Consider the following 18,227-nt stretch of genomic DNA (forward strand, 5'->3'; position numbering starts at 1 on the left):
CCTGAGCGAGCTGCACAGCACGGGCCTGCTGACGGACGCCGAGTACGCAACCCTCCGCGCCCGCTTCGCCGCCGGAGCCTAGCCGACCGGACTCGGCGGGCCGAACCGGGCCAGGCCGAACCGGGCCGGGCCGCTCGGGGCACGGGGCGGGGGCGGGCGGGGTGGCGTGCGTCGCGGGGCGCTCGGGCGGGGGCTATGCCTCTCGGGAGTCCGAGGTGAAGGTCATGTCCGGGTAGCGGGCGCCCGCCACCTGCCCGGCCAGCGGCTCCAGCAGGGCCAGCTCCGCGTCGGTCAGCGTGATCCGGGTCGCGGCGGTGTTCTCCAGCAGCCGGCCCGGCTTCCGCGTGCCGGGGATCGGGACGACCGTCAGGCCGTGCACCGCCGCCCGCTGCTGCACCCAGGCCAGCGCCACCTGCGCCGCCGTGGCCCCGTGCGCGGCCGCGATCTCCCGGACCGGGGCCAGCAGGGCCGCGTTGGCCCTGGCGTTCTCGCCCGTGAACCGGGGCTGGTACTGCCGGAAGTCGTCGGCCGACAGCTCCGCCGCCGCGTCCGCGAACGCGCCCGTCAGGAAGCCCCGCCCGAGCGGGGAGTACGGAACGAAGGCCACGCCCAGCTCCGCCGCCGCGCCGACCGCGCTGCGCTCCACGTCCCGGCTGAACAGCGACCACTCCGACTGGATCGCCGCGATGGGGTGCACGGCGTGCGCCTCGCGCAGCTCGGGCCCGGTGACCTCGCTGAGGCCCAGGTGGCGCACCTTCCCCTCGCGCACCAGCTCGGCCATGGTGCCCACCGACTCGGCGAACGGCACCTGCGGGTCGCGGCGGTGCATGTAGTACAGGTCGATCACGTCGACGCCGAGCCGCCGCAGGCTGCCCTCGACCGCCTGGCGGACGTACGCCCGGTCGTTGCGGACGCCCCGGTACGTCGGGTCGTCATTGCGCTCGATGGCGAACTTCGTGGCGAGGGTGATCTCGTCCCGGTGGGCGGCCACGAAGGGCGCCAGGAACTCCTCGTTCGCGCCGCGACCGTAGACGTCGGCGGTGTCGAAGAGGGTGACCCCGGCGGCCAGCGCCGCGTCCAGGGTCTCGCGGGCGGCCGTCTCGTCGGTCTCCCCGTAGAACTCGCTCATGCCCATGCAGCCGAGGCCCTGGACGCCGACGACCGGTCCGCCCTTGCCCAGTTCGGCCCGCTCGATGGGGGTGGTGTCGTGCTCCGTCATAACCGTGCCTTCCCCGCGACCGTATCGGCGCTCGTCGTCCGTGTGCCGGTCGTCTGTGTGCCAGTCGTCTGTGTGCTCGTCGTGCTGATCGTGTTCATCGCATACATGTCGATCTTGAAGTCCAGGACGCCGAGCGCGTCCGTCAGCTCCGCCAGCCGCGCCCGCACCTCGCGGCGCGTCCGCTCCAGCAGCTCACGGCGCTCGTCGACGGTGTGGTCCCCCTCGCGGACGAGCTCGGCGTAGCGGACCATGTCCGCCACCGACATCCCCGTCGCGCGCAGCTTGCCCACGAAGGACAGCCAGCCGAGGTCCTTGTCGGTGAACCTCCGCTGCCCCGAATGGGAGCGGTCCACGTGCGGCATCAGGCCGATCCGCTCGTACCAGCGCAGCGTGTGCTGGGTCAGACCGGTCCGCGCCTCGACCTCGCTGATCGTGTACCGCGTCTCCGTCAGGTTCATGTCCATACGCTAGAACCCTGGAGTGCACTCCAAGCAAGTAGGCTCGGCCGCATGGAGACCATGCACAGCCTGCGGACCATCGAGACCTGGCCGGTACCCGCCGCCGCGGCGGCCGTCGTACGCGCCGACGGGAGCACCGCCGGCTCCCACGGGGACACGGACCGCCGCTTCCCGCTCGCCTCGGTCACCAAGCCGCTCGCCGCGTACGCCGTCCTCGTCGCGTACGAGGAGGGGGCGCTCGAACTGGACGAGCCGGCCGGGCCCGAGGGTTCGACGGTCCGTCACCTCCTGGCCCACACCAGCGGCCTGGCCTTCGACGAGCACCGCGCCACGGCCCCGCCCGGGCAGCGTCGGCTCTACTCCAACGCCGGTTTCGAGGTGCTCGGCGACCACCTCGCCAAGGCCACCGGGATCCCCTTCGCGGAGTACCTGCACCAGGCCGTCTTCGAGCCGCTGGGCATGACCTCCTCCAGCCTGGAGGGCTCCCCCGCCAAGGACGGCGTCTCCACCGTCGCCGACCTCGCGCGCTTCGCCGCCGAGCTCCAGGCACCCCGGCTGCTCGACGTCCGCACCGTCGCCGAGGCCACCTCCGTGGTCCACCCCGGCCTCAAGGGCGTCCTGCCGGGCTACGGGCACCAGTCCCCCAACGACTGGGGCCTCGGCCTGGAGATCCGCGACGGCAAGTCCCCGCACTGGACGGGCCTGACCTCCTCCCCGCGCACCTTCGGCCACTTCGGCCAGTCCGGCACCTTCCTGTGGGTGGACCCCGAGGTCCGCGCCGCCTGCGTGGCGCTGACCGACCGCGCCTTCGGCCCCTGGGCCGTCGAGGCCTGGACCCCCTTCACCGACGCGGTCCTCGCGGAACTGCGCGCCACGGCCTAGGCCGGCAGCTCCCAGATCAGCAGCTCCCCCGGGGACCCGGCGGTGATCTCCAGGCCCTTCTCGCCGGTGATCCGCGCCGAGTCCCCCGGGCCCAGCTCCTGCCCGTCGATCCGCAGGTCCCCGCGCACCACGTGCAGGTAGACCCGCTCGGCCGCCGGTACGGGGACCCGCTCGCCCGCGCCCGGCCGCCGGACGTGCAGCACCGCGCCCGCCGCCGGGACCTCGTACGGGGTGCCGTCCGCGAGGTCCCGCACCACCTCGTACGACGGCTCTCCGCCCGCCGTCAGCGGCGCGAGCCACATCTGCACGAACCGCAGCGGAACCCCGCCGTCGTTGCGCTCGACGTGCCGCGCCCCGGATCCGGCGCCCAGCCGCTGGACGTCCCCGGGCCGGACGGCGGCGGTGTGCCCGCCGGTGCTGTCCTCGTGGGTGAGCTCGCCCTCCACCACCCAGGTGACGATCTCGGTGTGGCTGTGCGGGTGCTCGTCGAAGCCCGCGCCGGGCGCGAGGCTCTCCTCGTTGCAGGCCAGCACCGGACCGAACCGGATGTTGTCGGGGTCGTAGAAGGACCCGAAGGAGAAGGCGTGACGGGTGGTGATCCCGGCGTCCGGATCCCCGCCCGCGTACCGGTCGGCGGCGCGGCGTACATCGATCATGTGGGCCACCGTAGCCGCCGCCCGGAGCCCGCGGCGCGGACCCGAGTCCGAGCCGGGCCGCCGATAAGGCAGTCTTGTCCCGTGCCCCAACCCGAACGTGAGCAGTCCCCCGAGGTGCGTCGCGCGCATCCGGTCCACCCGCACGCCGCGACGCTGCGCCGACTGGAGAAGTCCTCCGGCCGGCTCGCCGCCAACGCCATCGCGCGGATGGACGAGAACCTGCCCTGGTACCGGGCGATGCCACCGGAGAACCGGTCGTGGATCGGCCTGGTGGCGCAGGCCGGCATCGCGGCCTTCACGGAGTGGTTCCGGCACCCGGAGACCCCGCAGGCCATCTCCACCGACGTCTTCGGGACGGCTCCGCGCGAGCTGACCCGGGCGATCACGCTGCGCCAGACCGTCGAGATGGTGCGTACGACGATCGAGGTCATGGAGGTGGCGATCGACGAGGTGGCCGCCCCCGGCGACGAGTCGATCCTGCGCGAGGCGTTGCTGGTGTACGCCCGGGAGATCGCCTTCGCGACCGCCCAGGTGTACGCGCAGGCCGCCGAGGCGCGCGGCGCGTGGGACGCCCGGCTGGAGTCCCTGGTCGTGAACGCCGTGCTGTCGGGCGAGGCCGACGAGGGCGCGCTGTCGCGGGCGGCGGCGCTCGGCTGGAACTCCCCGGAGCACGTGTGCGTGGTCCTCGGCACCGCCCCGGAGGGGGACAGCGAGCTGACGGTGGAGGCGATCCGCCGTGCGGCCCGCCACCACAAGCTCCAGGTGCTGACGGGGGTGCTCGGCGACCGCCTGGTGGTGATCGCGGGCGGCAGCGACAACCCGATGCAGGTGGCCAAGTCCCTGATCGGGCCGTTCGCCGCCGGTCCGGTGGTGGCGGGGCCGGTGGTCCCCGACCTGCTGAACGCCACGAAGTCGGCGCAGGCGGCGGCCGCCGGGCTCAAGGCCTGCACGGCCTGGCAGGACGCGCCCCGCCCGGTGCTGGCGGACGATCTCCTGCCGGAGCGCGCCATCGCCTCGGATCCCTCGGCCAGGGAGCAGCTGGTGGAGGAGATCTACAGACCTCTGGAGGAGGCGGGCTCGGCGCTGCTGGAGACGCTGAGTGTCTACCTGGAGCAGGCCAGCAGCCTGGAGGGGGCGGCCCGGATGCTGTTCGTGCACCCGAACACGGTGCGCTACCGGCTCCGACGTGTGACCGACGTCACCGGCTGGTCGCCGTCCGATGTCCGTTCGGCGTTCACGCTGCGGATCGCCCTGATCCTCGGGCGTCTGGCCGACGGAGATCAGCAGCCCTAGACTTTTGTCGGACATCAACAATTAGCCCGACGGTTCTTCGTCCCTGTCCCCACGGGCGGCGGAGACCATCAACAAGAGAGAGTGTGAGGGTGCTCGTACTCGTCGCTCCCGGCCAAGGCGCTCAGACGCCCGGCTTCCTGACTCCCTGGCTCGAACTCCCCGGCGCCGCCGAACGCGTCGCGGGCTGGTCCGACGCCATCGGGCTCGACCTCGCCCACTACGGCACGAACGCCGACGCGGACGAGATCCGCGACACGGCGGTGGCCCAGCCGCTGCTGGTCGCGGCCGGCCTGCTGTCCGCTTCCGCGCTCGGTTCGCCGGCGGCCTTCGGTGCCGTCGCGGGCCACAGCGTGGGTGAGATCACCGCCGCCGCCGTCGCCGGTGTGCTGAGCGAGGGCGACGCGCTGTCCTTCGTCCGCACCCGCGGTCTGGGCATGGCCGAGGCCGCCGCCGTCACCGAGACGGGCATGGCCGCGGTGCTGGGCGGTGACCAGGACGTGGTCGTCGCGCACCTGGAGAAGCTCGGCCTGACCCCGGCCAACATCAACGGTGCGGGCCAGATCGTCGCCGCCGGCACCGCGGAGCAGATCGAGGCGCTGGTCGCCGAGAAGCCCGAGGGCTCGATGAAGGTCGTGGCCCTGAAGGTCGCGGGCGCGTTCCACACGCACCACATGGCCCCGGCGGTCGCCACGCTGGAGAAGGCCGCCGAGGCCCTCGCTCCGGCGGACCCGGCGCTGAAGTACGTTTCGAACAAGGACGGCCTCGTCGTCGCCTCGGGTGCCGACGTCGTCGCCCGCCTGGTCGGCCAGGTCGCGAACCCGGTCCGCTGGGACCTGTGCATGGAGAAGTTCGCCGAGCTGGGCGTCACCGGGATCATCGAGCTGTCCCCGGGCGGCACCCTGACGGGGCTGGCGAAGCGCGCGCTGAAGGGCGTGCCCAGCGTGGCCCTGAAGACGCCGGACGATCTCGACAAGGCCAAGGCGCTCATCGCCGAGCAGACGGCCTGAGAGAAGGAGCCCACACAGCATGTCCAAGATCAAGCCGGCCAAGGGCTCCCCGTACGCCCGCATCCTCGGTGTCGGCGGCTACCGCCCGACCCGGGTGGTGCCCAACGAGGTCATCCTCGAGACGATCGACTCCTCCGACGAGTGGATCCGCTCCCGCTCGGGCATCGCGTCCCGGCACTGGGCCTCGCCCCAGGAGACGGTCGCCGCGATGTCGGTGGAGGCCTCCGGCAAGGCGCTCGCCGACGCCGGCGTGTCCCCCGAGCAGATCGGTGCGGTGATCGTCTCGACGGTCTCGCACTTCAAGCAGACCCCGGCGGTCGCGACGGAGATCGCGCACCGGATCGGCGCGGGCAAGCCCGCCGCGTTCGACATCTCGGCGGGCTGTGCCGGCTTCGGCTACGGCCTGACGCTCGCCAAGGGCATGGTGGTGGAAGGTTCCGCCGCGTACGTGCTCGTCATCGGTGTGGAGCGGCTCTCGGACCTGACCGACCTGGAGGACCGCGCGACGGCCTTCCTGTTCGGCGACGGCGCCGGCGCCGTGGTCGTCGGCCCTTCGGACGAGCCGGCCATCGGCCCCACGGTGTGGGGTTCGGAGGGCGACAAGTCCGAGACCATCAAGCAGACCGTGCCGTGGGACGAGTTCCGCAGCACGGACACCGCCGAGAAGTTCCCGGCCATCACGCAGGAGGGTCAGGCGGTCTTCCGCTGGGCCGTCTTCGAGATGGCCAAGGTGGCCCAGCAGGCGCTCGACGCCGCCGGGATCACCCCGGACGACCTGGACGTCTTCATCCCGCACCAGGCCAACATGCGGATCATCGACTCGATGGTGAAGACTCTCAAGCTGCCGGAGCACGTCACGGTCGCCCGTGACGTGGAAACCACCGGCAACACGTCGGCCGCCTCGATTCCGCTCGCCATGGAGCGGCTCCTGGCGACCGGAGCGGCGAAGAGCGGCGACACCGCGCTCGTCATCGGCTTCGGGGCGGGGCTCGTCTACGCCGCCACGGTCGTTACCCTCCCCTAGGGCCGGGATCACTTCCCGCCCTGATCCACCAGTTAGCTACAGAAGGAGCGCCACATGGCCGCCACGCAGGACGAAATCGTCGAGGGTCTCGCGGAGATCGTCAACGAGATCGCGGGCATCCCGGTCGAGGACGTCGAGATCGACAAGTCCTTCACCGACGACCTGGACGTCGACTCGCTGTCCATGGTCGAGGTCGTCGTCGCCGCCGAAGAGCGCTTCGACGTCAAGATCCCCGACGAGGACGTCAAGAACCTCAAGACGGTCGGCGACGCCGCGTCTTACATCCTGAAGCACCAGGCCTGAGCCTGACGAGCGTTTGTCGCCACCCGGCGGTGGCGCCGTGACAATTCAGCACCCCCTTAGACGTGGAGAAAGAATTCCTGTGAGCCCGACCAATCGCACCGTGGTCGTCACCGGTATCGGCGCAACCACTCCGCTGGGTGGCGACAGCGCTTCGACCTGGGAAGGTCTGCTCGCCGGCCGGTCCGGCGTCTCGCCCCTGGAGGGCGAGCGCTTCGCCGAACTGCCGGTCCGCATCGCCGCCCAGGCCGCTGTGGACCCGAACGAGGTACTCCCTCGTCCGCTGGCCCGCAAGCTCGACCGCTCGGCGCAGTTCGCCCTCATCGCGGCCCGTGAGGCCTGGGCCGACGCGGGTTACACCGCTCCGGCCGGCGAGGACGAGGCCATCGTCCCCGAGCGTCTGGGCACCGTGATCGCCTCCGGCATCGGCGGCGTCACCACCCTGCTCGACCAGTACGACGTACTGAAGGAGAAGGGTGTGCGCCGGGTCTCCCCGCACACCGTCCCGATGCTCATGCCGAACGGCCCCTCGGCCAACGTCGGCCTGGAGGTCAACGCCCGCGCCGGTGTGCACACCCCGGTCAGCGCGTGCGCTTCGGGCGCCGAGGCCATCGGCTACGCCGTCGAGATGATCCGTACCGGCCGTGCCGACGTGGTCGTCGCCGGCGGTACCGAGGCGGCGATCCACCCGCTGCCGATCGCGGCGTTCGCCAACATGATGGCGATGTCCAAGAACAACGAGAACCCGACCACGGCCTCCCGCCCGTACGACAAGGCCCGCGACGGCTTCGTCCTCGGCGAGGGCGCCGGCGTCGTGGTGCTGGAGTCCGCCGAGCACGCGGCCAAGCGCGGCGCCCGCGTCTACTGCGAGGTGCTGGGCCAGGGCCTGTCCGCGGACAGCCACCACATCGCGCAGCCGGAGCCGACGGGCCGCGGTGTCGCCGCCGCGCTGCAGAACCTGCTCGACAACACGCAGCTGGACCCGTCCGAGCTGGTCCACGTCAACGCGCACGCCACGTCCACCCCGCAGGGTGACACGGCGGAGGTGAAGGCCCTGCGCAAGGTCCTGGGCGACGACCTCGACCACATCGCGATCTCCGCGACCAAGTCGATGACCGGCCACCTGCTGGGCGGCGCGGGCGGCATCGAGACCGTCGCGACCGTGCTGGCGCTGTACCACCGCATCGCCCCGCCGACGATCAACGTCGACGAGCTGGACGACGACATCGACGCGGACATCGTGGTCGGCGAGCCCCGCAAGCTGCCGGTCGACGGCCCGATCTCCGCGATCAACAACTCCTTCGGCTTCGGCGGCCACAACGTCTCCCTGGCGTTCCGCACCGTCTAGTGCGCCTAAACCGGCGCCGCTCTCGCGGACGTGGTTGCTCGCCGTTCTGGCTGCTCAATTGATGGTTGCGGTGTTCGTCGTCTCGAACACCGCAACCGGTACGACGAAGGCCCACCCGAACACCGGGTGGGCCTTCGTCGTGCGCGGGGCGGTTAGACGACCTGGTGGAGCCAGCGGACCGGGGCGCCCTCGCCGGCGTAGCGGAAGGGCTCCAGTTCGTCGTCCCAGGGCTTTCCGAGCAGTTTGGCGATCTCCGCCTCCAGGTCGGTCTCCCCGCGCGCGGACCGGGCCAGCGCCGCGCGCAGCCGGTCCTCGGGGATCAGGATGTCCCCGTGCATGCCGGTGACGGCGTGGTAGATGCCCAGCTCCGGCGTGGAGCTGTAGCGCTCGCCCTCGGCGGTGGGGCAGGGTTCGGCGGTCACCTCGAAGCGGAGCAGGTGCCAGCCGCGCAGGGCGGAGGCGAGTTTCGAGGCGGTGCCCGCCTCGGCCTGCCAGGAGAACTCGGCTCTCCAGGTACCGGGGGAGGCGGGCTGCCTGATCCAGTCGAGGTTCACCCGCACCCCGAGCACGCCCGCAACAGCCCATTCCACGTGCGGGCAGAGCGCACGCGGTGCGGAATGCACGTACAGAACTCCACGTGTCGTCACCGGGACCTCCAGTGTGGGACGAGGTCGGGAATAAACTCCAGAAAACGGACAGTATGTGACGTGATGTAATGTAACGGAAATTATTTGACATTGCGCTACGGCACCTGCGGCCGAAACGCCACGGGAAAAAGCTACCGTGCGCCAGGGGTCATGGTGTGACGTACGGTCGCTCCGAGGCCCGTAAACACAGAGCATTCACTCAGCAGGACGCCCCGGAAGCACGGGGGCGACGAGGGAGGACCACCCGATGCGCACCACCGCCGTCCGCCGTCGCGCACGCCGGACGTCCGCGGGCCTGGCGGTGGCCCTCCTGGCCGCGACGGTCACGGGCTGTGACTCCCCCACCCCGCCGTCCGGAGGTGACCGGGGGGCGCAGGCCGCGCCCCGCTGGAACACCGCACCCGCCTCGGTCGCCGCCGTCGGCGACTCCATCACCCGTGGTTTCGACGCCTGTTCCGTGCTGGCCGACTGCCCGGAGGTCTCCTGGGCCACCGGCAGCGATCCCGCCGTCCGCTCGCTGGCCGCCCGGCTGCTGGGCGACGCCGAGGTGCCCGCGCGCAGCTGGAACTACGCGGTCACCGGCTCGCGCATGGCGGACCTCCCGGGGCAGGTGGCCACGGCCGCGCAGCACAAGCCCGGCCTGGTCACGGTCATGGTGGGCTCGAACGACGCCTGTCGGCCCACGCCTTCGTCGATGACCCCGGTGGCGGAGTTCCGCGCCGATTTCGAGCGCGCCCTGAAGGACCTGCGGAGCGCGTCGCCCGAGTCCCAGGTGTACGTGTCCTCCGTGCCGGACCTCCAGCGGCTGTGGCAGCAGGGCAAGGACGACCCGCTCGTCCGGCAGATCTGGAAGCTGGGTATCTGTCAGTCCATGCTGGCCGAACCGCTGTCGGCCGATCCGGGGGCCACCGCCCGGCGGGAGAAGGTGCGGGCGCGGGTGGTCGAGTACAACGAGGTGCTGCGGGAGGTGTGCGCGGCCGACGCGCTGTGCCGCTACGACGGCGGGGCCGTCTTCCAGTACCCGTTCGGGGCGGACCAGCTGAGCCACTGGGACTGGTTCCACCCGGGCCGGGACGGACAGGCGCGGCTCGCGGAACTCGCGCACCGACAGGTGACGGCGGCGGCGCCGCCTCGTTGACGCGCGGAGGGCCGGAGGCGGTGTCAGGGTCCGCCTCCGGCCCGGTTCACGGGTTGTTTCCGGCCAATTCGGCGCTACGGCGTGTCGCGGCGGCCGGCCCTCACAGGTCGAGGGTGGCGGTCAGCCGCGCGTCGGCGTGCGATCGGCCCGCGCGGACCTCGTAGGTGCCGCCGATCCGCCGCCAGCCGTGCGCCTCCTCGTCCCAGATCTCGAAGGCCCGGGCGGGCAGCTCGATCTCCGCCCCGACGCTCTCGCCGGGGCCGGCCTCCACGCTCGCGAAGCCGGCCAGCCAGCTCGCCGGGCGGCCGTCGCGGTCGTCGGCGGGCGCCAGGTAGACCTGGACCACCTCGCGGCCCGGCCGGGTCCCGGTGTTGGCGAGCCGGACCCGCACCCGGTCGGGGCCCGCCTCCAGGGACTCGTACGCCCAGTCCGTGTAGCCGAGGCCGTGCCCGAAGGGGTAGGCGGGCTCCACCCCCCGCGCCTCGTACGCCCGGTAGCCGATGAACAGCCCCTCGCGGTACTCCAGCCGCCCCCCGTCGGGGACGACCTCGGTGACGGGCGCGTCGGCGAGCGCGGCCGGCCAGGTGGTGGGCAGCCGCCCGCCCGGCTCCGCCCGGCCCAGGAGTACGTCGGCCAGCGCGGCCCCGCCCTCCTGCCCGGGGAACCAGGTCAGCAGCACGGCGGCGACGTCCCCGCGCCAGGGCAGTTCCACCGGGGAGCCGGCGTTGACGACGACCACGGTGTTCGGGTTGGCGGCGGCGACGGCCCGCACCAGGTCGTCCTGGCGGCCGGGCAGGGCCAGGTCCTTGCGGTCGAAGCCCTCGGACTCCACCCGCTCGGTGGTGGCGACGACCACGACGGCCGTGTCGGCGGCGCGCGCGGCCTCCACCGCCTCGGCGATCAGCTCGTCGGCGTCGCGCCGCGGACCGAGGTGGAGCAGGGAGAACATGACCGCCCGCAGCGGCAGCGCGCTCATGTCGGGAACCTGGTAGGTCAGCGACACCCCGACCGGCTCGCCCGCGGTGAGGACGGCCCTGGCGCGCTCGCTCGGCGCCCCGAAGAAGGCCTCGAAGGGGTCTGCCTCGTCGCCCATCTCCTGGACGCCCTCCCACAGGACGCGGCCGCCGACGGCGAGGGTGAAGGCGCCGAGGCCGCGGGTGCCGAAGGCGTGCTCGCCGCTCTCCCGCGGCACGTACGTACCGGTGACCTCGATGGAGGCCATCGTCTCGTACGAGGCCCCCTCGGGCAGGTCGTCCCCGATCCACTGCACCTGCCCGCCGGGCAGGCCGCCCTCGCCGACGACGGCCCCGGAGGCGTCGCGGCAGACGGCGCGCAGCTCGAAGCCCTGCCCGGCGGGGACGAGTTCGTCGCTCGGGTCGGCGCCGACGGCGAAGGTGAGCGCGCCCTCGGGCAGCGCGGCGGTGAGCCCGTCGAGCGGGGACAGCACCCGCTCGGGGAAGACGGTCGCGGAACCGCCCCCGAGGACGCGGGCGTCGCGGGCGGCGGCGCCGATCAGGGCGACGGTGCGGCCGGGGCCGGCGTCCAGCGGGAGGGCGCCGGCTTCGTTGCGTACGAGGACGGACCCGCGGGCGGCCAGCTCGCGGGCCAGCGCCTGCCCGTCGACCGGGGCCGGCGGCCGGGGGACGGCGGCGGGGGCGCCCTCCAGGAGGCCCACGCGGGCGGCGAGCCGCAGGACGTTGCGCACGGCCGTGTCGACGACGGACTCGGGGACCTCCCCGGCGCGGACGGCGGCGGCGAGGGCGGGCCCGTAGACGGTCTGCGGGCCGGGCATGGCCACGTCGAGGCCGCCGAGGGCGTCCCCGGTGGTGGAGCGGGCGGCCATCCAGTCGGAGACGTTGCAGCCGTCGAAGCCCCACTCGGCGCGCAGGACCTCGTTCACCAGGTGGTGGTGCTCGGTCATGGTCGTGCCGTTGACCCGGTTGTAGGCGGTCATGACGCCCCACGGGCGGGCGTTCCTGACGATGGCCTCGAAGGGGGCGAGGTAGACCTCGCGCAGCGGGCGGGGGGCGATGACGCTGTCGACGGTGAAGCGCTCGGTCTCGGCGTCGTTGCCGACGAAGTGCTTGACGGTGGTGCCGACGCCGCCGTCCTGGACGCCGTTGACGTAGCCGCTGCCGATGGCGCCGGTGAGGTACGGGTCCTCGGAGTAGCACTCGAAGTGGCGGCCGCCGAGCGGGGAGCGGTGCAGGTTGACGGTGGGCGCGAGGAGGACGTGGACGCCCTTGCGGCGGGCCTCCTGGGCGAGCAGCCGGCCGGTGCGGCGGGCGAGGTCGGGGTCCCAGGAGGCGGCGAGGGCGGTCGGGGAGGGCAGGGCGATCGAGGGGTCGTCGGCGGTCCAGCGCACGCCGCGGACCCCGACGGGCCCGTCGGACATCACCAGGGAGCCGAGCCCGATGCCGGGGAGGGCGGGGAGGGTCCACATGTCCTGGCCGGACAGCAGGCGGGTCTTGGTGTCGAGGTCCAGCTTGCCCAGCGCGGCTTCCACGGCGTCCTCGCGTGCCTGCTCCGCGCGGGCCTCGCCGCCTGCGCCGCCTGCGCTGCCTTCGCTGCCTTCGCTGTCGTCGCTGTCGTCGCTGTCGTCGCGTACCTGATCGGCATCGGTCACGGCCGTGCCTCCTCGTCGATTGCGTGCGGGTGCGGTGCGGATGGCCCCCATCGTGGACCCGGTACCTGTAGAGCGGTAGGTCTTGTAATCTTTTCGTGATGTCATGATGCCGTACGGTCCTGCTGGCAGGTGTGGACGGAAGGGGTGCCGGGCGATGGCGAGAGCGAAGAGCGAGGAGCGGCGCGGCGAGATCGTCCGCGCGGCCGTCGAGGTGATCGCCGAGCGCGGCTACCGGGGCGCCTCCCTGGGCTCCGTCGCCGAACGCGTGGGCCTCACCCAGCAGGGGCTGCTGCACTACTTCCCCACCAAGGAGGCCCTGCTCGTCGCCGTCCTGGAGGAACGCGACCGCTGGGACACCGGGGGCGGCTCGCGCGCCGCCGCCGGGACCTGGCGCCTGGACCTGCTGGAGTCGCTGGTCGAGTACAACGCCATGCGCCCCGGCATCGTGCAGACCTTCTCGGCCCTGCTCGGCGAGAGCGTCACCGACGGCCACCCGGCCCGCGACTTCTTCACCGACCGGTACGCGCAGGTGCGCGCGGAGATGGCCGCGCTGCTGCGCGCCGAGTTCGGCGACCGGCTCCCCTCCGGCCTCACCCCGGAGCAGGCCGCTCCGCTGCTGACAGCGGTGATGGACGGCCTCCAGTACCAGTGGCTGCTCGCCCCGGAATCGGTGGACATGCCCGCCGCGTTCCGCTCGTTCATCACCCTGCTGAGGGGCCCCGGCGCATAGCGACGCCGCCCGACCGGGCATCCTTTCCCCGAACTTCTAGTGGGGGGACACGAGATGGAGTCACGCGAGCCGACCGGACACGCGACGGCCGAGGCGCACGAACAGCCTGAGAAGAAGGTCGCCTGGTCGGAGCTGTTCTTCGACCTGGTGCTCGTCTTCGCCGTCACCCAGGTCTCCGCCCTGCTGCACCACGACCACGGCTGGGCCGGCACCGGCCGCGCCCTGGTCGTCTTCGTGCCCGTCTACTGGGTGTGGGTCGGCAACACCGTCCACGCCAACACCCACGACGCGGACCGGCCGCTGAACCGGATCGCCCTCTTCGCGGCCGGGCTGTGCGGCCTGCTGATGGCCCTCGCCCTGCCCGAGGCCTTCGGGGACCGCGGAATCCTCCTCGCCGGCGCCTACTTCTGCGCCCGCCTGGTGCTCGCCGTGCTCGCCCACGGCCGCAGCCGCCGCCTGCGGCCCACGCCGGTGACCCTGTCCGTGCTGATCAGCGGGCCGCTCATGCTGACCGGGGCCTTCCTCGACGGCGGGCTCCGCGTCGGGCTGTGGGCCCTGGCCGCCGCCGTGGACCTGGCCGCGCCCCGGCTGACCCGCTCCAGCATGGTCCGGCTGAACCTCGACTCGGGCCACCTCGCCGAGCGGTTCGGCCTGTTCGTGATGATCGCGCTCGGCGAATCCATCGTCGCCGTCGGCGCCCCGGTCGCCACCGCCCCCGATCTCCGCGCGGGCACCCTGACGGCCGTCGCCGTGGCCTTCGTCCTCGTCTGCAGCCTGTGGTGGGTGTACTTCCACCTGGCCGCCGGAGCCGTCCGGCACGGGCTGGAGACCGCCGCCGTACGGGCCGACGTGGCCCGGCAGGTCCTGTCGTACGGGCACCTCTCCCTGATCGCCTCGATCATCGCGGTGGCCGTCGGCATGGCCGAGGCCGTCGCCCACCCCGGGGCCAGGCTCCCGCTCGGCGTCGCCGCCCTGCTGTACGGCGGCTGCGCCCTCTTCCTCGCCACCTTCGGCTACACCCGCTGGCACCTGTTCCGCTCCTGGTCGGTGACCCGGCTGGCGGCCGCGGCGGCCGTCCTGGCCCTGCTGCCGGTGGCCGCGCTGCTTCCCTCCCTCGGGGCGCTCGCGCTGCTGACCCTCCTCGTCACCGCCCTGAACCTGGTGGAGCTGGCCCTGGTGCGCCGGCGGGGCCGGCTCCCCGGAGGCCGGGACGAGGAGGCCCCGCAGGCTTTGGCATCCTGAGACCATGAAGATCGCCGCCGCACAGCTCACCTGCGTCCCCGCCGACGTCGCCGCCAACTCCGCGAACGCCGAGGCCCTCGCCGCCCGGGCCCGCGAACAGGGTGCGGAGCTGGTGGTGTTCCCGGAGTTCACGCTCACCGGGTACGAACTGGAGGCCCTCGCCGCCGACCCCGGCCTGTGGCTGGCCGACGCCGAGGACCCCCGCCTGGACGGGCTGCGCTCCGCCGGCCTCGCCGTGGCCGTCAACGTCGCCCTGCGCACCGACGGGCCGCTGCCCGCCATCGCGACCCTGGTGTACGACGCGGACGGCGCGCACGTGACGACGTACGCGAAGCAGCACCTCTACCAGCACGAGCAGGGCGCCTTCGCCGCGGGCACCGCCGACGGCCGCTTCGAGCTCGGCGGCGTCCGCTTCTCGCTGGGGGTCTGCTTCGACAACCACTTCCCGGACCTCGCCGCACGCGCCGCCGCCGACGGCTGCACGGTGCACCTGGCGAGCTCCCTGTACGGCACGGGCGACGGCATCCCCGAGCGGGCCACCGTGCACCCCGGGCTCGCGAAGGAGCAGGGCCTGTACGTGGTCCTCGCCAACCACGTCGGCCCGGCGGGCCCCTGGACCGGCTGCGGCGGCGCGGCGGTCTGGTCCCCGGACGGCACCCTCCTCGCCGAGGCCGGCGCCGACGGCCCGGACGTGGTCACGGCCGACGTCCCCGCGGCCTGACGGCCTCCGCCGGGCCCCCGGCCGCGCCGGCGGGGCACCGGGGCGCGGCGCGCTCAGGCGGAGTCCGGGAGGAGGTGCTTCGTGCCCCACTCCCCCAGCGCCTCCAGGGCCCCGTTCAGCTCCTCGCCGAGCGGGGTCAGGGAGTACTCCACGCGCGGCGGGACCTCGTCGTACACCTCGCGGTGGACTATGCCGTCCGTCTCCAGCTCGCGCAGCTGCGCCGCGAGCACCTTCTCCGACACCCCGGGGACCAGTCGGCGCAGCTCGCCGAAACGGCGGCGCGGGCTGCGCTCCAGCTCCCACAAGAGGGAGACCTTCCACTTGCCGTCGATCACCGCCATCGCCGCGGCGATCCCGCAGTGATCCGCCCCCGGCCGCCGTGCCACCGCCATCGCGCACACCCCTCCCACCTGCTCGCTCACCTCGGGGTAACCACCCACTCCGAAGTGCGTACTTGAGCGCGCCACCGCCTCGCCACCAGGCTAAACGGCATGACCGACACACACGTGACGAACCGTCCGCTCACCCTGCTCGGCCTCGGCGACATGGGCACCGCCCTGGCCCGCACCTGGCTCGCCGCCGGGCACCCCCTGACCGTCTGGAACCGCACCGCCGCCAAGGCCGGCGCCCTGGCCGCCGAGGGCGCGGCCGTCGCCGCGAGCGCCGCCGAGGCCGTCGCCGCGAACACCCTCGTCGTCCTCTGCCTGCTCGACGACGCCAGCGTCGGGGCCGCCCTTGACGGCATCGACCTGACCGGCAAGGACCTGGTCAACCTCACCACCGGCACCCCCGCCGAGGGCCGCGCCCGGGCCGCCTGGGCCGAGGCCCGCGGAGCCCGCTTCCTGGACTCCGGGATCATGGCCACGCCCGCGATGATCGGTGTGCCCGAAGCCGGCGCGTACGTGTTCCACAGCGGCTCCCGCACCCTCTTCGACACCCACCGGGCCACCCTGGAGGTCCCGGCCGGAGCCCGCTTCGTCGGCGAGGACCCCGGCCACGCGGCCCTGCACGACATCGCGCTGCTCAGCGCGATGTACGGGCTCTTCGCGGGGGTCTCGCACGCCTACGCGCTGATCGAGGGCGAGGACATCGCCCCCGGGTCCCTCGCGCCGCTGCTGTCGGAGTGGCTGGGCGCGATGGGCTTCTTCGTCGGCAACGCCGCCGAGCGACTGGCCTCCCGGGACTTCACCACCGGGGTGGTGTCCGGCCTGGCCATGCAGGTCGCCGGCAGCGGCACCCTGCTGCGCACCGCCGCCGAGCAGGGGGTCAGCGCCGAGCTGCTCGTCCCGTACCTGGACCTGATGCGCGAGCGGCTGGAGGCCGACCCGGCGGCCCACGCGGGCGAGGACACCACCGGGGCGATCACCCTGCTGCGGCGCCGGTAGCCGCGGTCAGCCCTGGCCGTAGGGGTTGGGGGCCTGGCCGTACGACTGGCCGTAGGGGTTCGAGCCCTGGGCGTACGGGCTGGGAGCCTGCCCCTGGGGCGCCTGACCGTAGGGCGCCTGCCCCTGGGGCGCCTGACCGTAGGGGCCCTGCCCCTGGGACTGCCCGTACTGCTGCCCGTACGGTCCCTGGGCCGCCGGCCCCTGTCCGTACTGCTGCCCGCCGTGCCCGTCATCGCCGTCCGGCTCGTCCTCGGACCCGCCCTCGGAGGAATCGGCCCCGACCAGCTCCCGCGCCATCAGGGTCGCGCCCGCCACCGCGCCGGGCATCAGGAATACCGCGACGAACGGGATCAGGAACGCCAGCACCAGCGGCACGCCGAAGCCCAGCGCCTGCGCCCGCCGCGCGCGCAGCAGGACCAGCTGCTCGGCCAGGTCCACGCGGCGCCGCTGGAGGGCGACGGAGGTGAGTTCCTGGGTGAGGAAGAAGCCGGACACGCAGAACCCGATCGCGGGCACCACGGTCTGTCCGATCACCGGGATGAAGCCGAGGGCGAAGAGCAGGATCCCGTACAGCATCACCCGCACCAGCAACCGCACGCTGTCCCGGGCGGAGATCCAGAGGTCCTCCCAGAAGGAGCGCCCCGACTCGGGGACGTCGCCGCCCTCGGTCCGGTCGACCTGCTCGGAGAGGGACTCGTAGAAGGGCTGCCCGACGAGCAGGGTCACGGCGGTGAAGGTGATCACCGAGAGGAAGAGCCCGAGGGAGACGACCACGGCCGTCAGGAAGCCCCGGAACAGCTTCAGCCAGCCCGAGGACCAGTCCGAGGCGAAGGGCGTGGCCCATCGGACGAAGTCGTCGGCGCCGTAGAGGAGCCCGACGAGCGCGGCGGCGTACAGCGCCAGCGCGACGAGGCCCGGCAGCAGGCCGAAGCCCAGCCAGCGGCCGTTCCGGAACACCCATCTCTGTCCGGCCAGCAAGTACCGGAAGCCCCCCGCAAGATCACGCATGGGGTCAGTTTATGGGCCGGGCACGGCGAAGGCCGCACCCCCTGGGGGGTGCGGCCTTCACCAGGCGTGCGACGCGGTCGTACGACGTCAGGCGACGTTCAGCTCGACCGTGATGTTGCCGCGGGTGGCCTTGGAGTACGGGCAGATCTGGTCGGCCTTCTCGACCAGGTCCTTGGCCGTGGCGGCGTCCACGTTCGGGATCGAGGCCGTCAGCTTGACGATGATGCCGAAGCCCTCGTCGTTCTTGCCGATGCCGACCTCGGCGGTCACGGTGGAGCCGGTGACGTCGAGGTTCTCGTTGCGGGCGGCGACGCTGAGGGCACCCTGGAAGCAGGCGCTGTAGCCGGCGGCGAACAGCTGCTCCGGGTTGGTGCCGGCGCCGCTGCCGCCGAGCTCCTTCGGCGGGTTCACGACGACGTCGAGCTGGCCGTCGTTGGTGGCGACGCGGCCGTCACGGCCGTTCTCGGCGGTGGCGACGGCCGTGTACGCGACGTCGGTCTGCGTGATGGACATGAAGACTTCCTCCAGATGAATCGCCGCGAT

At 73.0% G+C, this 18,227-nt stretch carries 18 protein-coding genes and 1 pseudogene; 11 read left to right on the forward strand and 8 right to left on the reverse strand.

The genetic code is table 11. The features are described from left to right. Nucleotides 1-193 precede the first annotated feature (193 nt). Complete coding sequence (locus SSNG_RS11030; protein WP_007263903.1) at nucleotides 194-1,219, reverse strand: aldo/keto reductase; 1,026 nt, start codon at nucleotides 1,217-1,219, stop codon at nucleotides 194-196. Next, entirely contained in the window at nucleotides 1,216-1,683 is a 468-nt protein-coding gene (locus tag SSNG_RS11035) for a MerR family transcriptional regulator (RefSeq protein ID WP_007263904.1), read from the reverse strand. The genes SSNG_RS11030 and SSNG_RS11035 overlap by 4 nt, the downstream gene beginning before the upstream one ends. A 54-nt stretch (nucleotides 1,684-1,737) precedes the next feature. Here SSNG_RS11035 and SSNG_RS11040 point away from each other — a divergent pair, with 54 nt between their 5' ends. Next, nucleotides 1,738-2,559 carry a serine hydrolase domain-containing protein gene (locus SSNG_RS11040; RefSeq protein ID WP_007263905.1) on the forward strand — a complete coding sequence of 274 codons (822 nt, stop codon included), beginning with the start codon at nucleotides 1,738-1,740 and terminating at the stop codon, nucleotides 2,557-2,559. Here the strand turns inward: SSNG_RS11040 and SSNG_RS11045 are convergent. After that, nucleotides 2,556-3,215: a pirin family protein gene (locus tag SSNG_RS11045; RefSeq protein WP_007263906.1), complete on the reverse strand. Its 660-nt coding sequence runs from the start codon at nucleotides 3,213-3,215 to the stop codon at nucleotides 2,556-2,558. The two genes, SSNG_RS11040 and SSNG_RS11045, sit on opposite strands and share 4 nt — an antisense overlap. Nucleotides 3,216-3,296: 81 nt before the next feature. Between SSNG_RS11045 and SSNG_RS11050 the strand changes: the two genes are divergently transcribed. From SSNG_RS11050 to fabF, 5 genes are all read left to right on the forward strand, one after another. Further along, nucleotides 3,297-4,508, forward strand: coding sequence for a helix-turn-helix domain-containing protein (locus SSNG_RS11050; RefSeq protein WP_007263907.1), 1,212 nt, complete (start codon nucleotides 3,297-3,299; stop codon nucleotides 4,506-4,508). 89 nt (nucleotides 4,509-4,597) lie between these two features. Next, nucleotides 4,598-5,515, forward strand: coding sequence for an ACP S-malonyltransferase (locus SSNG_RS11055; protein ID WP_007263908.1), 918 nt, complete (start codon nucleotides 4,598-4,600; stop codon nucleotides 5,513-5,515). Nucleotides 5,516-5,534: 19 nt separating this feature from the next. After that, nucleotides 5,535-6,539, forward strand: coding sequence for a ketoacyl-ACP synthase III (locus SSNG_RS11060; RefSeq protein WP_007263909.1), 1,005 nt, complete (start codon nucleotides 5,535-5,537; stop codon nucleotides 6,537-6,539). A 54-nt stretch (nucleotides 6,540-6,593) separates the two neighbouring features. Next, nucleotides 6,594-6,842, forward strand: a complete 249-nt coding sequence (locus tag SSNG_RS11065; protein WP_007263910.1) for an acyl carrier protein — start codon at nucleotides 6,594-6,596, stop codon at nucleotides 6,840-6,842. A gap of 79 nt (nucleotides 6,843-6,921) precedes the next feature. Beyond that, entirely contained in the window at nucleotides 6,922-8,187 is a 1,266-nt protein-coding gene (fabF, locus tag SSNG_RS11070) for a beta-ketoacyl-ACP synthase II (protein ID WP_007263911.1), read from the forward strand. Nucleotides 8,188-8,339: 152 nt separating this feature from the next. On the opposite strand, the gene SSNG_RS11075 is transcribed toward fabF, so the two are convergent. After that, on the reverse strand, nucleotides 8,340-8,834 hold the full coding sequence (locus SSNG_RS11075; protein WP_007263912.1) for a DUF3145 domain-containing protein: 495 nt from the start codon (nucleotides 8,832-8,834) through the stop codon (nucleotides 8,340-8,342). A 247-nt stretch (nucleotides 8,835-9,081) separates the two neighbouring features. Between SSNG_RS11075 and SSNG_RS11080 the strand changes: the two genes are divergently transcribed. Continuing rightward, nucleotides 9,082-9,972 carry an SGNH/GDSL hydrolase family protein gene (locus tag SSNG_RS11080; protein ID WP_007263913.1) on the forward strand — a complete coding sequence of 297 codons (891 nt, stop codon included), beginning with the start codon at nucleotides 9,082-9,084 and terminating at the stop codon, nucleotides 9,970-9,972. A 100-nt stretch (nucleotides 9,973-10,072) separates the two neighbouring features. Here SSNG_RS11080 and SSNG_RS11085 read toward each other — a convergent pair whose 3' ends face one another. Next, a complete protein-coding gene (locus SSNG_RS11085) occupies nucleotides 10,073-12,478 on the reverse strand; it encodes a glycoside hydrolase family 3 C-terminal domain-containing protein (protein WP_050779854.1) in 2,406 nt (801 codons plus the stop codon). Between the two features lie 274 nt (nucleotides 12,479-12,752). Here SSNG_RS11085 and SSNG_RS11090 point away from each other — a divergent pair, with 274 nt between their 5' ends. Genes SSNG_RS11090 through SSNG_RS11100 form a run of 3 tightly spaced genes read left to right on the forward strand, consistent with a single transcriptional unit; the run spans nucleotide 12,753 to nucleotide 15,291 of the window. Continuing rightward, on the forward strand, nucleotides 12,753-13,328 hold the full coding sequence (locus SSNG_RS11090; protein ID WP_042800860.1) for a TetR/AcrR family transcriptional regulator: 576 nt from the start codon (nucleotides 12,753-12,755) through the stop codon (nucleotides 13,326-13,328). Between the two features lie 54 nt (nucleotides 13,329-13,382). Beyond that, nucleotides 13,383-14,570, forward strand: coding sequence for a low temperature requirement protein A (locus SSNG_RS11095; RefSeq protein WP_128636927.1), 1,188 nt, complete (start codon nucleotides 13,383-13,385; stop codon nucleotides 14,568-14,570). Between the two features lie 4 nt (nucleotides 14,571-14,574). Further along, nucleotides 14,575-15,291: a carbon-nitrogen hydrolase family protein gene (locus SSNG_RS11100; protein ID WP_007263917.1), complete on the forward strand. Its 717-nt coding sequence runs from the start codon at nucleotides 14,575-14,577 to the stop codon at nucleotides 15,289-15,291. A gap of 53 nt (nucleotides 15,292-15,344) precedes the next feature. On the opposite strand, the gene SSNG_RS11105 is transcribed toward SSNG_RS11100, so the two are convergent. Beyond that, on the reverse strand, nucleotides 15,345-15,683 hold the full coding sequence (locus SSNG_RS11105; protein WP_007263918.1) for a helix-turn-helix domain-containing protein: 339 nt from the start codon (nucleotides 15,681-15,683) through the stop codon (nucleotides 15,345-15,347). 99 nt (nucleotides 15,684-15,782) lie between these two features. On the opposite strand from SSNG_RS11105, the gene SSNG_RS11110 reads away from it, so the two are divergent. Further along, nucleotides 15,783-16,676, forward strand: coding sequence for an NAD(P)-binding domain-containing protein (locus tag SSNG_RS11110; RefSeq protein WP_007263919.1), 894 nt, complete (start codon nucleotides 15,783-15,785; stop codon nucleotides 16,674-16,676). A gap of 279 nt (nucleotides 16,677-16,955) precedes the next feature. Here the strand turns inward: SSNG_RS11110 and SSNG_RS11115 are convergent. Together SSNG_RS11115 and SSNG_RS11120 are read right to left on the reverse strand one after the other, a co-directional pair. Then, nucleotides 16,956-17,684 (reverse strand): annotated as a pseudogene (locus SSNG_RS11115) (EI24 domain-containing protein); the annotation flags it as partial. Nucleotides 17,685-17,771: 87 nt separating this feature from the next. Continuing rightward, nucleotides 17,772-18,197, reverse strand: coding sequence for an organic hydroperoxide resistance protein (locus tag SSNG_RS11120; protein WP_007263921.1), 426 nt, complete (start codon nucleotides 18,195-18,197; stop codon nucleotides 17,772-17,774). Nucleotides 18,198-18,227: the final 30 nt, after the last annotated feature.

It is taken from the genome of Streptomyces sp. C (assembly GCF_000158895.1).
GTDB classification, from domain to species: domain Bacteria; phylum Actinomycetota; class Actinomycetes; order Streptomycetales; family Streptomycetaceae; genus Streptomyces; species Streptomyces racemochromogenes.

Bases quoted from the DNA above. Each gene is read 5' to 3' on its own strand.
- SSNG_RS11105 (WP_007263918.1), bottom strand. From the start codon at position 15,683: ATGGCGGTGGCACGGCGGCCGGGGGCGGATCACTGCGGGATCGCCGCG.
- SSNG_RS11095 (WP_128636927.1), top strand. From the start codon at position 13,383: ATGGAGTCACGCGAGCCGACCGGACACGCGACGGCCGAGGCGCACGAA.
- SSNG_RS11100 (WP_007263917.1), top strand. From the start codon at position 14,575: ATGAAGATCGCCGCCGCACAGCTCACCTGCGTCCCCGCCGACGTCGCC.
- SSNG_RS11060 (WP_007263909.1), top strand. From the start codon at position 5,535: ATGTCCAAGATCAAGCCGGCCAAGGGCTCCCCGTACGCCCGCATCCTC.
- SSNG_RS11120 (WP_007263921.1), bottom strand. From the start codon at position 18,197: ATGTCCATCACGCAGACCGACGTCGCGTACACGGCCGTCGCCACCGCC.
- SSNG_RS11090 (WP_042800860.1), top strand. From the start codon at position 12,753: ATGGCGAGAGCGAAGAGCGAGGAGCGGCGCGGCGAGATCGTCCGCGCG.
- SSNG_RS11110 (WP_007263919.1), top strand. From the start codon at position 15,783: ATGACCGACACACACGTGACGAACCGTCCGCTCACCCTGCTCGGCCTC.
- SSNG_RS11035 (WP_007263904.1), bottom strand. From the start codon at position 1,683: ATGGACATGAACCTGACGGAGACGCGGTACACGATCAGCGAGGTCGAG.
- SSNG_RS11080 (WP_007263913.1), top strand. From the start codon at position 9,082: ATGCGCACCACCGCCGTCCGCCGTCGCGCACGCCGGACGTCCGCGGGC.
- SSNG_RS11040 (WP_007263905.1), top strand. From the start codon at position 1,738: ATGCACAGCCTGCGGACCATCGAGACCTGGCCGGTACCCGCCGCCGCG.
- SSNG_RS11030 (WP_007263903.1), bottom strand. From the start codon at position 1,219: ATGACGGAGCACGACACCACCCCCATCGAGCGGGCCGAACTGGGCAAG.
- SSNG_RS11065 (WP_007263910.1), top strand. From the start codon at position 6,594: ATGGCCGCCACGCAGGACGAAATCGTCGAGGGTCTCGCGGAGATCGTC.
- SSNG_RS11045 (WP_007263906.1), bottom strand. From the start codon at position 3,215: ATGATCGATGTACGCCGCGCCGCCGACCGGTACGCGGGCGGGGATCCG.